Origin of the sequence: Streptomyces chumphonensis (assembly GCF_014779715.1) — a bacterium.
Taxonomy (GTDB): Bacteria; Actinomycetota; Actinomycetes; order Streptomycetales; family Streptomycetaceae; genus Streptomyces; species Streptomyces chumphonensis.
This window is the reverse complement of sequence record NZ_JACXYU010000001.1, coordinates 115,644-129,434: the sequence shown is the minus strand read 5'-3', so window position 1 is coordinate 129,434 and position 13,791 is coordinate 115,644. Positions and strand designations below refer to the sequence as shown.

The 13,791-nt window shown below is 74.7% G+C and carries 13 protein-coding genes; 4 read left to right on the top strand and 9 right to left on the bottom strand.

What is annotated here, in order from left to right:
- The first annotated feature begins 5 nt into the window (after positions 1-5).
- Both IF129_RS00460 and IF129_RS00455 read left to right on the top strand, forming a co-directional pair.
- Positions 6-1,226 carry an acyl-CoA dehydrogenase family protein gene (locus tag IF129_RS00460; protein ID WP_191207361.1) on the top strand — a complete coding sequence of 407 codons (1,221 nt, stop codon included), beginning with the start codon at positions 6-8 and terminating at the stop codon, positions 1,224-1,226.
- A gap of 5 nt (positions 1,227-1,231) precedes the next feature.
- Positions 1,232-1,987, top strand: a complete 756-nt coding sequence (locus tag IF129_RS00455; protein WP_318153469.1) for a thioesterase II family protein — start codon at positions 1,232-1,234, stop codon at positions 1,985-1,987.
- Here IF129_RS00455 and IF129_RS00450 read toward each other — a convergent pair.
- The 5 genes from IF129_RS00450 to ectA all read right to left on the bottom strand — a co-directional run bounded on the left by IF129_RS00450 (position 1,977) and on the right by ectA (position 7,224).
- The gene (locus tag IF129_RS00450; RefSeq protein ID WP_191207360.1) at positions 1,977-3,554 is read right to left on the bottom strand and encodes an MFS transporter; all 1,578 of its coding nucleotides are present in this window, start codon (positions 3,552-3,554) and stop codon (positions 1,977-1,979) included. The genes IF129_RS00455 and IF129_RS00450 overlap by 11 nt on opposite strands.
- Before the next feature lie 247 nt (positions 3,555-3,801).
- Positions 3,802-4,701, bottom strand: a complete 900-nt coding sequence (gene thpD / locus IF129_RS00445; RefSeq protein ID WP_191207359.1) for an ectoine hydroxylase — start codon at positions 4,699-4,701, stop codon at positions 3,802-3,804.
- Positions 4,702-4,862: 161 nt separating this feature from the next.
- Positions 4,863-5,261: an ectoine synthase gene (locus IF129_RS00440; RefSeq protein ID WP_191207358.1), complete on the bottom strand. Its 399-nt coding sequence runs from the start codon at positions 5,259-5,261 to the stop codon at positions 4,863-4,865.
- A gap of 83 nt (positions 5,262-5,344) precedes the next feature.
- Entirely contained in the window at positions 5,345-6,613 is a 1,269-nt protein-coding gene (gene ectB, locus IF129_RS00435; RefSeq protein ID WP_191207357.1) for a diaminobutyrate--2-oxoglutarate transaminase, read from the bottom strand.
- Between the two features lie 95 nt (positions 6,614-6,708).
- Complete coding sequence (ectA, locus tag IF129_RS00430; protein ID WP_224754187.1) at positions 6,709-7,224, bottom strand: diaminobutyrate acetyltransferase; 516 nt, start codon at positions 7,222-7,224, stop codon at positions 6,709-6,711.
- Between the two features lie 513 nt (positions 7,225-7,737).
- On the opposite strand from ectA, the gene IF129_RS00425 reads away from it, so the two are divergent.
- Together IF129_RS00425 and IF129_RS00420 are read left to right on the top strand one after the other, a co-directional pair.
- Positions 7,738-8,829 carry an amidohydrolase family protein gene (locus tag IF129_RS00425; RefSeq protein ID WP_191207355.1) on the top strand — a complete coding sequence of 364 codons (1,092 nt, stop codon included), beginning with the start codon at positions 7,738-7,740 and terminating at the stop codon, positions 8,827-8,829.
- Positions 8,830-9,003: 174 nt separating this feature from the next.
- Positions 9,004-9,960 (top strand): SCO1860 family LAETG-anchored protein, encoded by a 957-nt coding sequence (locus IF129_RS00420; RefSeq protein ID WP_191207354.1) that lies wholly within the window; start codon positions 9,004-9,006, stop codon positions 9,958-9,960.
- 95 nt (positions 9,961-10,055) lie between these two features.
- Here IF129_RS00420 and cobC read toward each other — a convergent pair whose 3' ends face one another.
- The 4 genes from cobC to IF129_RS00400 are packed head-to-tail and all read right to left on the bottom strand — an operon-like array spanning position 10,056 to position 13,791.
- A complete protein-coding gene (gene cobC / locus IF129_RS00415) occupies positions 10,056-11,117 on the bottom strand; it encodes an Rv2231c family pyridoxal phosphate-dependent protein CobC (protein WP_191207353.1) in 1,062 nt (353 codons plus the stop codon).
- The gene (locus IF129_RS00410; RefSeq protein ID WP_191207352.1) at positions 11,114-11,986 is read right to left on the bottom strand and encodes a sirohydrochlorin chelatase; all 873 of its coding nucleotides are present in this window, start codon (positions 11,984-11,986) and stop codon (positions 11,114-11,116) included. The genes cobC and IF129_RS00410 overlap by 4 nt, the downstream gene beginning before the upstream one ends.
- Before the next feature lie 60 nt (positions 11,987-12,046).
- A complete protein-coding gene (locus IF129_RS00405; RefSeq protein WP_318153468.1) occupies positions 12,047-12,457 on the bottom strand; it encodes a cobalamin biosynthesis protein in 411 nt (136 codons plus the stop codon).
- Positions 12,436-13,791: a cobyrinate a,c-diamide synthase gene (locus tag IF129_RS00400; RefSeq protein WP_191207351.1), complete on the bottom strand. Its 1,356-nt coding sequence runs from the start codon at positions 13,789-13,791 to the stop codon at positions 12,436-12,438. The genes IF129_RS00405 and IF129_RS00400 overlap by 22 nt, the downstream gene beginning before the upstream one ends.

The window sequence follows — 13,791 nt, the reverse complement described above, 5'->3', positions numbered from 1 at the left end:
CCGTGATGACCGCGACACCCCCTCCGGGCTGCCCCCCGCCGCTGACCGTCCTGTCCGGGCCCGACGCCGAGTGGCGCCGCACGGTCCGCGAGGTCGCCCGCAGTGCCGTGGCACCCCGGGTACGGGCCATGGACGAGGCGGGGCGGCTCGACGACGCGCTGGTCCAGGAGCTGTTCCGGGCGGGACTGATGGGGATCGAGGTGCCCCGGGCCTACGGGGGCGCGGGCGGCGACCTGTTCCGGGTGGTGCTCGCCATCGAGGAACTCGCCAAGGTCGACCCCTCGGTGGCCGTCTTCGTCGACGTGCAGAACGCGCTGGTCGCCAGCGCCCTGCTGCGGCACGGCGGCGGCGACCAGAAGCGGCGCTTCCTGCCCCGGCTCGCCACCGGCCTGGTCGGCGCCTACGCCATTTCCGAGGAGGACGCGGGCAGTGACGCCTTCGCCCTCGCCACCCGCGCCGAACCCGACGGCGACGCCTACCGCCTGACCGGGCGCAAGCAGTGGATCACCAGCGCCGAGCGGGCCGGCCTGTTCCTGGTCTTCGCCCGGACCGGCGGCGACGCGCGGGCGCCCCGCCTGGGCGCCTTCCTCGTCGAACGCGACACTCCGGGGCTGTCCGTCGGCCCGCCGGCGGGCACGATGGGCATCCGGGCCAGCTCCACGTGCGAGGTGGTCCTGGACGGGGTGCGGGTGGGCCGGCAGAACCTGGTGGGCCGCCCGGACGGCGGCGCGGCGCTCATGGTGGAGACCCTGGTCGTCGGCAAGCTCGGCATCGCGGCCCAACTGGTCGGCCTCGCGGACGGCGCCCTGCGGTACGCGTGGGACTACGCGGGCGCCAGGCGGCAGTTCGGCACCCGCCTCATCGACTTCCAGGGGGTCGGCTTCCCGCTGGCCGCTCTGGCGGCCGAACTGGAGGCGGCACGCACCCTGCTCTACGACACCGCACGCCTCCTCCAGCACGGAGCGCCGCAGGACGAACGGCTCAGGGCCACCTCGATGGTCAAGTACGTGGCCTCACGGATCGCCGAACGCGCCGCCGCGCAGGCCGTGGAGACCCTCGGGGGGAACGGGTTCGCCACCCGGCACCCGGTGGAGAAGCTCTACCGGGACGCCAAGGTGGGCGCGATCTACGAGGGCACCTCCAACATCCAGTTCCAGACCATCGTCTCGCTGCTGGCGGGGAGCGCCGCGCACTCCTCCGCCGTCGGCACCGAGCGTGAGGAGTGAGCACCGTGGACCCCACCGCCCCCACCCCGCCCCCCGCCCACCGCCCCGCCGACCGTGCGGGTGCGGCCCCCCTGCGGATGTTCTGCCTGCCCTACGCGGGGGGCTCCGCGCGGATGTACGCCGACTGGGAGCGGCACCTGCCCGCCTTCGTCCAGGTGGTGCCGGTGGAGCCGCCGGGGCGCGGCAGCCGCGTGAGCGAGCCGCCCCACACCCGCCTCGAACCGCTGGTGGACGAGCTGCTGCCGCGCGTGCTCGCCGCCGGCGACGCGCCGTACGCCCTCTTCGGCTACAGCCTGGGCGCGTTGGTCGCCTTCGAGCTGGCCCGGGTGCTGGAGCGGCGCCACCGCCGTCCGCCGGTCCACCTGTTCGTGGGCGCGTTCCGCGCCCCGCACCTGCCGCGCACCGCCGTCCCCGACCACGACCTGCCCGAACCGCAGTTCCGCGAGCGGCTGAGGGCGTTCAACGGCACGCCGGAGGACGTGCTGGCCGACGAGTCCCTGATGGAACTGCTCGTTCCGATCCTCCGTGCCGACCTCGCGGTGGCCGACACCTACCGCCACCGGCCGGACCGGCCGCTGACCTGTCCGATCACCGCTTTCGCCGGGAGCGACGACGCCGAGGTGCCCGTCGGCTCCGTCGCCCGGTGGCGGCGCCACACCCACGCCGGCTTCACGCTCAAGGTGCTGGAGGGGGACCACTTCTTCCTGCACCGGCAGGAGCGGGCCCTGCTGGCGGAACTGGCCTCCGCCGTCAGCGTCTGACCGCTCCCCGGTCCGGCTCTTGCGGGCCGCCGTCCCGCCGCCCGTCGGCCGGTCCGGCGCGCGGACGCCGCCGCGCGGGGACGAGGACCGCCGCGGCGGCGGCCCCCGCCAGGTACACCCCACCGCTCACGGCGAGTCCGCGGTGCATGCCGTCGGTGAGCGCGGCGTCCACCTCCTCCCTCCACGCGCGGTCCCGCGCGCCGGCCGGGTCAACGGCCTCCGGTCCGCCGTCCACGGCCTCCCGCACCACCTCCCGTCCGGCCGACGGGGGCAGCCCGAGCCGGTCGACCCGCTCGGTGAGCGAGGCCGAGAACCCCGTGGCCACGACGGCCCCCACGACCGCCACCCCGAGCACGTTGCCGACCTGCTGGCCGGCGATGGACGTCGCCGAGGCGATGCCGGCGCGGGCCGGGGGGACGGAGCCCATCAGGGCGGCGTTGGTGGGGGCCATCGTCAGGCCCACCCCCGCGCCGACCGGCACCAGGGCCGGCCACCACAGGGCGTACGGGGTGGTGGCCTCCACCGTGGTCAGCACCAGCAGCCCCGTGCCGGTGCTCAGCAGTCCGCAGACCATGGGCAGCGCCGGGTCGTAGCGCGCCGCCAGCCGACCGGCCACCGGCGCGGCCACCGCGGCGGGCAGCAGCAGCGGCAGCATGCGCAGCCCGGCCTGCGAGGGGCTGTACCCCTGCACCTGCTGCACGAACAGCGACAGGAACAGGAACGACCCGAGGAGGCCGAAGGCGACGGCGAACAGGACGCCGTTGCACGCCGCGAACCGGCGGTCGCGGAAGAGCGAGAGGGGCACCATCGGCTCCGCCGAGCGGTGCTCGACCGCCAGGAACGCCGCCAGCAGGACACCGGCCAGACCGAGCAGGGACACGATGCCGGGGGAGGACCATCCCGAACGCTCGGCCTCGATCAGCGCGGCGGCCAGGCAGCCCAGCCAGCCGACGGCGAGGAGCTGGCCGGGGACGTCGAACCGGCGCGGCAGGGCCGGGACCGCGGGCAGCACCCGCAGGGCGAGCACCACGGTCGCCAGGCCGAACGGGCCGTTGATCCAGAACACGCTCGCCCAGCCCAGCGCGTCCACCAGGACCCCGCCGAGTACGGGACCCAGCGGCAGGGCCAGGGCCGAGACGCCCGACCAGACCCCGATCGCGCGGGCCCGTTCGCCCGGCTCCGGGTACAGGTGCGTCAGCACGGCCAGGGTGGCCGGTACGAACAGGGCGGCGCCGACGCCCTGGACGGCCCGGCCCGCCACCAGGACGCCCAGCGACTGCGCGGCCGCGCACAGCAGGGAGCCGGCGGTGAAGACCGTCAGCCCCCACAGGAACACCCGCCGGCGCCCCAGCCGGTCGCCGAGCGAACCGCCGGACAGCAGGAAGCAGGCGAAGGCCAGCACGTAGGCGCCGACGATCCACTGGAGTCCCGCCACTCCGGTGCCCAGCTCGCGGCGGATGCTCGGCAGCGCCAGGTTGACCACCGTGATGTCGAGCATGGACACGAACTGGGCCGCGCACAGCACGGCCAGGGCCCACGCCCGCCTGCTCCTGTGATCCTCCGGCACATCGCTCCCACGGTCCGCGTCCCTGGCGTCGGCGCGGGCCGGGGGCCCCGATCCGCGCCCCGGGCACGCTAGGCGGCGCCGTGGGGTGCCGGGCAGCGGCAGGTGCGCCGTGCGTTCGGGGTGCCCGTCGGAGCCCCCCGAACGGGCACCCGCGCGGCGGCGGCCCCACGCGCCCGTGGGCGCCGGCCGGGCCTGGGCAGGCCCGACCGGCACCCACGGCGCGATCTGGAAAGGGACAGGCGGAGCGTCAGCGAACCGGCGTGAAGTCGCGCGCTCCCAGGTACTCCGGTCGCCTCATCGGAGCGGCGAACGGTTCCTCAGCGGTGTTCTCGACGCTGTTGAACACGATGAAGACGTTGCTGCGCGGATAGGGCGTGATGTTGTCGCCGGAGCCGTGCATGCAGTTGCAGTCGAACCAGGTGGCCGAACCGGCCTTGCCCGTGAAGAGCCGAATACCGTGTGCGGTCGCGAACTCGGTCAGTGCCTCGTCGGACGGGGTGCCGGCGTCCTGCATCTGCAGCGACTTCTTGTAGTTGTCCTTCGGAGTCTCCCCGGCGCAGCCGAGGAACTTCTTGTGGGAGCCCGGCATGATCATCAGGCCGCCGTTGGTGTCGTAGTTCTCGGTGAGAGCGATCGACACCGACACGGTCCGCATGTTCGGGAGGCCGTCCTCCGCGTGCCAGGTCTCGAAGTCGGAGTGCCAGTAGAAGCCCCGGGCCCCGAACCCCGGCTTGACGTTGATCCTGGACTGGTGGACGTAGACGTCCGACCCCAGGATCTGCCGTGCCCGGCCGACGACCCGGGGGTCGCTGACCAGCGCGGCGAAGACCTCACTGATCTTGTGCACCTCGAACACGGTCCGGATCTCCTGCGACTGCGGCTCGACGATCGAGCGTTCGTCGGCGCGGATCCCCGGGTCCGAGATGAGCCTTTCCAGTTCCGCGCGGTACGCCGTCACCTCGTCAGGGGTGATCAGCCGGTCGACCGCGAGGAACCCGTCACGCTCGTAGTCCGCCAGGTGCCCGGCCGAGATGGGGCCGGGTGCCCCCGGTGCGGACCACACCACCGGGTCCTGCCGCGGGCTGGCCACCTCGGTGGTCCCCCGGGTCGGATACAGGTCGGTGATGCGCTCGGGTGCGGTGGTCATGGAGTTTCCTTCCTCTCCTCTCGTACGGCCCTGTCCTCTTTCCAGGTCGTTCGCCTGCGGGGGAGTACCCCTGGGTCGGCGTGTTCCCCACAGGAAACGTTCCAAAGACGGCGCGGGCCACGAAAACCCCTGTTCGGGGCTCCGTGACCCGCGCCGACGGCTTAGTCGCTCTCGGTGAGGAGCGGGTAGACACCGTTCTCGTCGTGGTCCTCACGACCGGTGACCGGCGGGTTGAAGACGCAGATCACCCGGAAGTCCGTCTTCGGGCGCAGCGTGTGCTTCTCGTGACCGTCGAGCAGGTACATGGTGCCGGGGCTGATCCAGTGCTTCTCACCGGTCTCGTCGTTCGTCAGCTCGGCCTCGCCCTCCACGCACAGGACGGCCTCGACGTGGTTCGCGTACCACATCGAGGTCTCCGTACCGGCGTAGAGCACGGTCTCGTGGAACGAGAACCCGACCTTCTCCTTGGCCAGGATGAGGCGCTTGCTGCGCCACGTCCCCGAGGCGGAACGGATGTCCCGGTCGGTGTCCTCGATCTCCTGAAGGGAACGGACGATCACTTCGTGGTGCCTTTCTGCTCGCTTGGCTACGGGGCGGCCCGCCCCCCTGAGGGGAGCGGGCCTTAAGGGTGGCGCAACAGGGGTCAGAGCGTCTCGCGGACCGCGCGCGCCAGGATGCGCAGACCCTCGTCCAGCTCCTCGGGAGTGGTGGTCAGGGCGGGGAGCAGCTTGACGACCTCGCTCTCCGGACCGGAGGTCTCGATCAGCAGACCGAGGTCGAAGCAGCGCCGGGCGATCTTGCCGGCGGCGGCCTTGTCGGCCATCTCCATGCCCCACACCAGGCCGCGGCCGCGGTACTCCACGACGGCGTCCGGGTGCTCGCGGGCGATCTCGCCGAGGGCGGCCTCGACCTGCTCGCCCCGGGCGAGGGTCTGCTTCTCCATCTGGCCGTCGGCCCAGTACGTCTCCAGGGCGGCGGTGGCCGTCACGAACGCCGGGTTGTTGCCGCGGAACGTGCCGTTGTGCTCGCCCGGCTCCCAGATGTCCAGCTCCGGCTTGAAGAGGGTCAGCGACATGGGCAGACCGTAGCCGCTGATGGACTTCGAGACGGTGACGATGTCCGGCGTGATGCCCGCCTCCTCGAACGAGAAGAAGGCACCGGTGCGGCCGCAGCCCATCTGGATGTCGTCGACGATGAGCAGCATGTCGTACCGCTCGCACAGGTCGGCCAGGGCGCGCAGCCACTCGGGCCGGGCCACGTTGATGCCGCCCTCGCCCTGCACCGTCTCGACGATCACGGCGGCGGGCTGGTTGAGGCCCGAGCCGGAGTCCTCCAGCAGGCGCTCGAACCAGATGAAGTCCGGCGTCGACCCGTCGAGGTAGGCGTCGAACGGCATCGGCGTGCCGTGGACCAGCGGGATGCCCGCGCCGGCGCGCTTGAAGGCGTTGCCGGTGACGGCGAGCGAGCCCAGCGACATGCCGTGGAACGCGTTGGTGAAGGACACGATCGACTCGCGGCCCTTGACCTTGCGGGCCAGCTTGAGCGCGGCCTCGACGGCGTTGGTGCCGGTGGGGCCGGGGAACATGACCTTGTAGGGCAGGTCACGCGGGCGCAGCACCACGTTCTGGAAGGTCTCCAGGAACGCCCGCTTGGCGACCGTGGACATGTCCAGGCCGTGCGTGACGCCGTCGCGCTCCAGGTAGTCGATCAGCGCGCGTTTGAGCACCGGGTTGTTGTGCCCGTAGTTGAGTGAGCCCGCACCCGCGAAGAAGTCGAGGTACGTGTGGCCGTCCTCGTCGTACATGTGGCTGCCCTGGGCACGGTCGAAGATCGTGGGCCAGCCGCGGCAGTAGCCGCGCACCTCCGACTCCAGGGTCTCGAAGACGCTCAGGTCCGGCTGGGTGATGGTCACGGAAGGCTCCTGGGAGTGAGTCGTGAAGAGGAGGAAGTCTGTGGGGCGGCGGCCGTGCGGGACCGCCGCGGCGGGGTGGCCGGCGGGGCGGCGCCTCAGCCGGGCGCGCCGGCGAGGGCGCGCACCGGGCCGATGCGGTACAGCACCTCGGGCTCGTGCCCGTCACCGGGGAAGACCTCGCCGTCGAACAGCACCTCGCGGTGCAGCCCCGCGCCGTGGCGGTCGGCGAAGGAGGTGAACAGCCGGTTGGAGGGGACGTTGTCGGGCGTGACCGTGGTCTCGATCCGGTCCGCGCCCAGTTCCTCGGCGACACGGGCGGTCAACCCGTCCAGCATGGCTCCGGCCAGGCCGCGGCCCCGCTGGCTCTCGTCCACCGCGACCTGCCAGATGAGCAGGGTCCGGGGCTCCTGGGGACGGATGTAGCCGGTGATGAAGCCGACCGGGTCGCCGTTCCCGTCCCGCGCCACCACGGAGGTGGCGGCGAAGTCGCGGCACCACAGGAGGTAGCTGTAGGACGAGTTCAGGTCGAGCACCCGGGAGTCGCGGGCGATGCGCCAGATAGCGGCGCCGTCGTCCACCCGTGGGGTGTCGAGCTTCAGTTCCTCGGGCATTCCGATGAATTCGCTTCGAGCACGTGCATGGTCAGCTTGTGCGGGGGTCATGTCGATTTAATTTACCCAGGAAAAAGTCAGATTGCATCGTGGCGCGGGGTTACGCACAGGGCCTGGACATGTTATCGCGCGCGGGCGCGCCTGTGGCACCGGCTGCGGGTAAAATGACTGGTCATGTCGGACATGCCGGCCCAGAACGCCGCCCCTGTGGAGTCTGTCACAGGTGCATAACGACCGAGGCGCCTGTCCGCATCGCGGGCTTTCCGGGCCGCTGATAAAGAAGTTGGTTTGACCTGCGAAAAAGCGGGAAGAAGAGAACGGGCGGCTACGCAGAATAACGAATTCAGAAGGTATTCGATCCCCTCGATTCCGTGAGCGTAGCGTGTCGGTGAATTCTTCGCGACCCACGGTGTCCGGCCCGCGGCGGGCCCCCTCCGCGCTGCTCGGCCCGTCGCCGTCGAGGAGCGCGGAGGGGGCTCGTGCCCCTTGGTGCCCCCCTCGTACAGTGCGGGCATGAGCGGAAGCGCGGTGCTGCACATCACGGGCCCGGTCCTGGTCGGACCGCGGGAGGTACGCGACGAGGTATGGGTGGTCGACGGGCGGATCAGCCACACCCGGCCCCTCCTGGCGCGCGAGGTCGTCACGGTCCGCGGCTGGGCCCTTCCCGGGCTGGTCGACGCCCACTGCCACGTCGGGCTGGACGCGCACGGCGCCGTCGACGCGATCACCAGCGAGAAGCAGGCCCTCACCGACCGTGACGCCGGCACGCTCCTCATCCGCGACGCGGGCTCGGCCGCCGACACCCGGTGGATCGACGACCGCGCCGACCTGCCGAAGATCGTCCGCGCGGGGCGTCACATCGCCCGCACCCGCCGTTACATCCGCAACTACGCACACGAGATCGAACCCGAGGAGCTGGTGGCCTACGTGCGCCGGGAGGCCCGGCGCAGCGACGGCTGGGTCAAGCTCGTCGGCGACTGGATCGACCGGGAGGTCGGCGACCTCACGGCCTGCTGGCCCCGCGACGCCGTACGGGCGGCCATCGCCGCCGCGCACGAGGAGGGCGCCCGGGTCACCGCCCACTGCTTCGCCGAGGACTCCCTGCGGGACCTCGCGGAGGCCGGAATCGACTGCGTGGAGCACGCCACCGGGCTCACCGAGGAGACGATCCCGCTCTTCGCGGAGCGCGGCATCGCCATCGTGCCCACCCTGGTCAACATCGCCACGTTCCCGCACCTGGCGGACGGCGGGGAGGGGAAGTTCCCCCGCTGGGCCGACCACATGCGCCGACTGCACGCGCGGCGCTACGCGACGGTACGGGCCGCCTACGACGCGGGTATCCCCGTCTTCGTCGGCACGGACGCGGGCGGTTCCCTGGCCCACGGGCTGGTCGCCGAGGAGGTGGCGGAACTGGTCCGGGCCGGGATCCCCGCCCTGGACGCCCTCTCCGCCACGACCTGGGGCGCGCGGGCCTGGCTCGGCCGTCCGGCGCTGGGGGAGGGCGAGCCGGCGGACCTCGTCGTCTACGACGAGGACCCGCGCGCGGACGTCCGGGTCCTGGCGCGGCCGCGCCGCGTGGTGCTGCGGGGGCGCGTCGTGCGGTAGCGGCCGGTGTTTCGCCACGGTGTTCGGCCGCGCCCCGTCCGGGTGAACCGGTCCGGGAACGCGGACGGGGGCGACGGCCCGCGTCAACCATGACGGGGTCCCGGTCACCGGCACGAGCGATGTCCCCTCATACGCCGTGCGGTGACGTCCGTACGTCCGTGGGGGTTCCCTGCCGTGAACACGTCCGTCCTCAGCCTGCTCGCCGCGACCGCGCTCACCGGCGCCGCGGCCGCGCCCGCCCACGCCACCGGGGACGGTGGCGGAGCGGGCCGGGAAGGCGCGGCCCACGCCGCGGTGCTGCGTGCGCAGCTCGACGTCTCCCTGCTCGACGACACCGTCGAGATCCCCCTGGAGACCGCACTCAACGAGGTCTCCGCGCCCGGCGCGGGGCCCCGGCCCGAGACCGCCGGGAAGACCGCGCTCACCGCCGAGCTCGACGGGGTGCACGGCGGTGAGCCGTTCAGCGTCCTGCGGGCCGAGGTCGCCGAGGCGCGGGCCGAGGCCACCGCCGACCGCGCCGCCGCGGGCGTCACGCTCGCCCGTGCCCGCGTCCACCTCCCCGGCCTGCCCCTGCTGTCCGTCATCGAGGCCGAGACGGTCTCCGCCGAGGTCGAGTGCGCCCTCGGCGCGGACGCCACGGCCGAGGTCGACGTGCCGGGCTCGGTGACGGTGCTCGGCAAACGCGTCGCGCTCCGTGCCGGTGGCCCGACGACGGTCTCCGTGCCGGGCGTCGGTGAGGTGGGCCTGACCTTCGCCCAGCGGGAGAGCACCCCGGGTGGCGCGGCGGCCGCGGCGCTGGAACTCGCGGTCTCCGTCGACCCCCTGAACCTGAACGTGGCCGAGGTCGAGGGCCGCGTCACCCTGGCGGAGGTGAGCTGCCGCACGCCCGCGGGCCCCGAGGAGGCCGCCGACCCGGAGCCCGCCGAGCCGGAGCGGCCCGCCCCCGAGGGGCGGGAGCCGGAGGGCACCGTGCCGCAGGCCGGGCCGGCCGCGCGGGTCGAACAGCCCGACGAGGGCCCCGACCTCGCCGCGACCGGCGGCGACTCCCGCACCCCCTACCTGCTGGGCGGGGCGGCGGGCCTGCTCGCCGTCGGCGGTGCGCTGCTCCTGCTGCGGCGGCGCGGCGCCTGACCCGGGGCGCGCCGGGGGAGCCTGCCCCGGGTCAGGCGCCGGGACCGGGGCCGGGGCGCGGCAGGGGGCGCGGTGGCGGCGCGGTACGGCGCCGCTCAGCGCACCCCCGCCGCGCCCAGGGCCCGCACGAGTCCGTCCGTCGTGGCGCGGTCCCGGACGGCCAGCCGCAGCCACCGGGGACCCAGACCGGGGAAGGTGTCGCCGCGCCGTAGCGCGTACCCCGACCGGCGCAGCCGCGCGCGGAGCTCCGCCCCCTCCGGGTGGTGGATGAGCAGGAACGGCCCCTCGGGGGCGGCCGTGGCGTGGCCGATCTCCCCGAACTCCCGCAGCCGGGCCAGCAGGTGGGCCCGGTCCGCCGCGAAGACGCGGGCCGCCGCCTCGGCCTCCGCGCGGGCCCGTGCCGAGCAGCAGGCCTCGGCCGCCGCCAGGGCCGGGGTGCCGACGGGCCACAGCGGCTGCTGCTCCGCCAGCGCGGCGATGACCGGCGCACCGGCCAGGACGTAGCCGATCCGCAGGCCCGCCAGGCCCCACGTCTTGGTCAGGCTGCGCAGGACGACGACGGAGCCGGGCAGCTCCGCGAGGTGCGGCACCAGCGACTCCCGCTCGCCGGGGACGGCGTCGATGAACGCCTCGTCCACCACCAGCGTCCGGCCCGGGCGGGCCAGCGCCCCGAGGGCGCCCGCCGGGTGCAGCACCGACGTCGGGTTGGTCGGGTTGCCCACGACGACGAGGTCCGCCTCCTCGGGCACGGCGCCGGGCCGCAGCCGGAACCCGTCGGCGGCCTCCAGCAGGACCCGCGCCACCGGGTGGCCCGCGTCGCGCAGCGCGGCCTCCGGCTCGGTGAACTGCGGGTGGACGACGACGGGGTGCCGGACCCGCAGGGCGCGGGCGAGCAGGACGAACGCCTCGGCCGCTCCGGCCGTGAGCAGGACGCACTCCTCCGGCACGCCGTGGTGCCGGGCCACCGCACGCCGGGCCGGGCGGTCGTCGGGGTAGGCGGCGAGGGAGTCGAGCGAGGCCGCGATCCGGGCCTTCAGCCACGACGGGGGCGTGCCGGTGCGCACGTTGACGGCCAGGTCCGTCAGGCCCGCCGCGTCGCGCACCTCCGCGTCGCCGTGGTGGCGCAGGTCCGGTTCGGTGGGAGCGTGCGTGCTCATGCCCGCGCCGGCCCCTCGCCGAAGTCCGCGCCGGGTTCCCCGCACGGCGCGCCCCCGGGGGCCCCCGCCCGGGGGTGGGCGCAGCAGCCGGCCCCGGCCCGGCCCGGGCAGGCCAGCGCCTCCCGGTAGCGCTGCCACACCAGCCCGGTCAGTGAGGCACCCGCGCCGAGGACGCCCGCGAGCCGCACGTCCGTCTCGGGGTACACGGCGGACCAGCCCTCCACCTGAAGCGCCGCGCGGTCCGTGGCGTCCTCGGGGAAGAGGAAGTACGGCAGGACGACGACGCGCCGGGCGCCCAGCGCGCGGCAGCGCTCCAGCCCGGAGGTGACGTCCGGGGCGGCGACGGAGACGAAGGCGGTCTCCACGCCCGCGAACCCTCTGCCCTCCCACAGCAGCCGCGCCGCCCGGTGCAGCTCGGCGTTGGCCTCGGGCTCCACAGTGCCCCGCCCGACGAGCAGCACGGTCGTGTCCGCGCGGTCGCCCGGCGTCCGGCTCGTCGTGCCCAGCGCCTCCTCCACCCGGCGCTCCAGCGCGTCGAGGACGAACGGGTGCGCGCCGAGGGGCCGCCCGCAGACCGCGTCCAGCCCGGGGTGGGCGGCGACGGCGCGGGCGACGGCGTCCCCCGGCCCGGTCGCGCCGGGGTCGACGTCGAGGGTCAGCGGGACGACGGCCAGCCGTCGCACCCCCCGCCCGGCGAGGTCGGCGACGGCCTCGGCCGGCGAGGGGCCGCCCGGCCCGGTCAGGGCCCAGGCCACCGGTGCTCCGGCCCCGCCGTCACCGAGGCGGCCGACGAACGAACGGACGCCCTCCGTCCCGGACGCGTCGCGGGTCCCGGGGCCGACGGCGAGCAGGGCTGGCGCGGTGGTCACGTGTACTCCTGTGGTGCTGGTGCTGGTGCTGGTGCTGGTGCGTGGGGACGGGCGGGCGGATCAACGGGGTGGGCGCCCGGCCACGGCGCACGTGACCCGGGATCCTCCGGTCAGGGGCGCCGACCTCAGTTTGGCAACGAGCAGTTCGGCCCCCGGCCCCGCCCCCAGGAGGGCCGCGGCCTCGGCGACGGACGGGGTGCCGAGGGCCGCCGCCGGGAGCGCCGACGGGTGCGGCACCGGCACCTCGGCCAGGGCCGCCGCGCTGTGCCCGCGCAACGGCACGCCCAGCCGTCCGGCCGCCGCGACGAGCCCGGGCTCGGCGGCCCTGGCCTCGACCGTGGCCAGGCACTCGACGGCGCCGGCCGGAAGACCGACGCGGGACAGCGCGGCGGCGACGACGCCCAGCACCTCCTCGGCCGCGGCCCCGCGCCGGGCGCCGATTCCCACGGTCACCCGGCCGGGGGCGACCACGCCGCACACCTCTCCACGAACCGCTGGGCCAGGCCCGGTTCGGCGGCCCAGTGCACGTGCAGGTAGGACGCGTGCACCTGCTCCCGCACGAAGCCCTCGACGCGCCGCTCGGGGCGCGTCATGCCCCACGCCGGACGGGGGCCCGCACCGGGCTCGGTCGTCGTGCGGTGGAACTCGTGGCCCCGCACCCGGGTGCCGGGCACCGCCAGCACACTCTCCTCCAGCGCCACGGCCTCCCGGTAGCCCAGCGTCAGCCGTCCCGTCATCCGCGCCGAGACGTCCAGCACCCCGCACATCGGCAGCCCGTCCAGCTCCCGGCCCAGGTAGAGCAGCCCGGCGCACTCCGCCGCGACCGGGCCGGAGAACCGGGCCACGGCCTCGCGCAGGCGGCTGTTCGCCGACAACTCCGGGCCGTACACCTCGGGGAACCCGCCGCCGATCACCACCCCGGACGTTCCCTCGGGCAGCCGCTCGTCGCGCAGCGGGTCGAAGGGGACGACGTCCGCCCCGGCGGCCCGCAGCAGTTCGGTGTGCTCGGTGTAGGCGAACGTGAACGCCGCCCCGCCCGCGACCGCGACCACCGGGCGGCGGGCCGGGCTGCGCACCACCGGCGGTTCCCAGGGGGTGTCGGGCAGCGGCGGCGCGCTGCGGGCGAGTGCCAGGACCGCGTCCAGGTCCACGCCCGCCCGCACCTGCGCGGCCAGCGCGGAGGCAGCGTCCACCGCCTCCGCCCGGCGTTCGGCCACCGGGACCAGGCCCAGGTGCCGGGAGGGGGCGCTCACCTGCGGCTTGCGCAGCAGCGCGCCGAGGACCGGCACCCCGGACTCCTCCAGCGCCTCGCGCAGCAGCGCCTCGTGGCGTGCCGAGCCCACCTTGTTGAGGATCACCCCGGCCAGCCGCACCCCGGTGTCCCAGGAGGCGAAGCCGTGCACGAGCGCCGCGACCGACCGGGACTGCGAGGAGGCGTCCACCACGAGCACCACCGGAGCCCGCAGCACCTTGGCGACCTGCGCCGTCGACCCCGTCTCGCCCAGCCCGCTCGCGCCGTCGAACAGGCCCATCACGCCCTCGACGACGGCCAGTTCGGCCCCGGCGGCACCGTGCAGGAACAGCGGGGCGACCCGTTCGGGTCCGCACAGGTAGGCGTCCAGGTTGCGGCCGGGGCGGCCGGTGACGAGCGCGTGGTAGCCGGGGTCGATGTAGTCGGGCCCGACCTTGTGCCCGGAGACGGCCATGCCGCGTTCGGCGAAGGCGGCCATCAGGCCCGTCGCCACGGTGGTCTTGCCGCTCCCGGAGGCCGGTGCCGCCAGGACCAGCCGGGGGATGTGCGTCAC

What these genes read in the sequence shown, in the direction of transcription:
- IF129_RS00460 (WP_191207361.1), top strand. Translation starts at nt 6, where the DNA reads ATGACCGCGACACCCCCTCCGGGCTGCCCCCCGCCGCTGACCGTCCTG.
- thpD (WP_191207359.1), bottom strand. Translation starts at nt 4,701, where the DNA reads ATGACCACCGCACCCGAGCGCATCACCGACCTGTATCCGACCCGGGGG.
- ectA (WP_224754187.1), bottom strand. Translation starts at nt 7,224, where the DNA reads ATGCCCGAGGAACTGAAGCTCGACACCCCACGGGTGGACGACGGCGCC.
- IF129_RS00425 (WP_191207355.1), top strand. Translation starts at nt 7,738, where the DNA reads ATGAGCGGAAGCGCGGTGCTGCACATCACGGGCCCGGTCCTGGTCGGA.
- cobC (WP_191207353.1), bottom strand. Translation starts at nt 11,117, where the DNA reads ATGAGCACGCACGCTCCCACCGAACCGGACCTGCGCCACCACGGCGAC.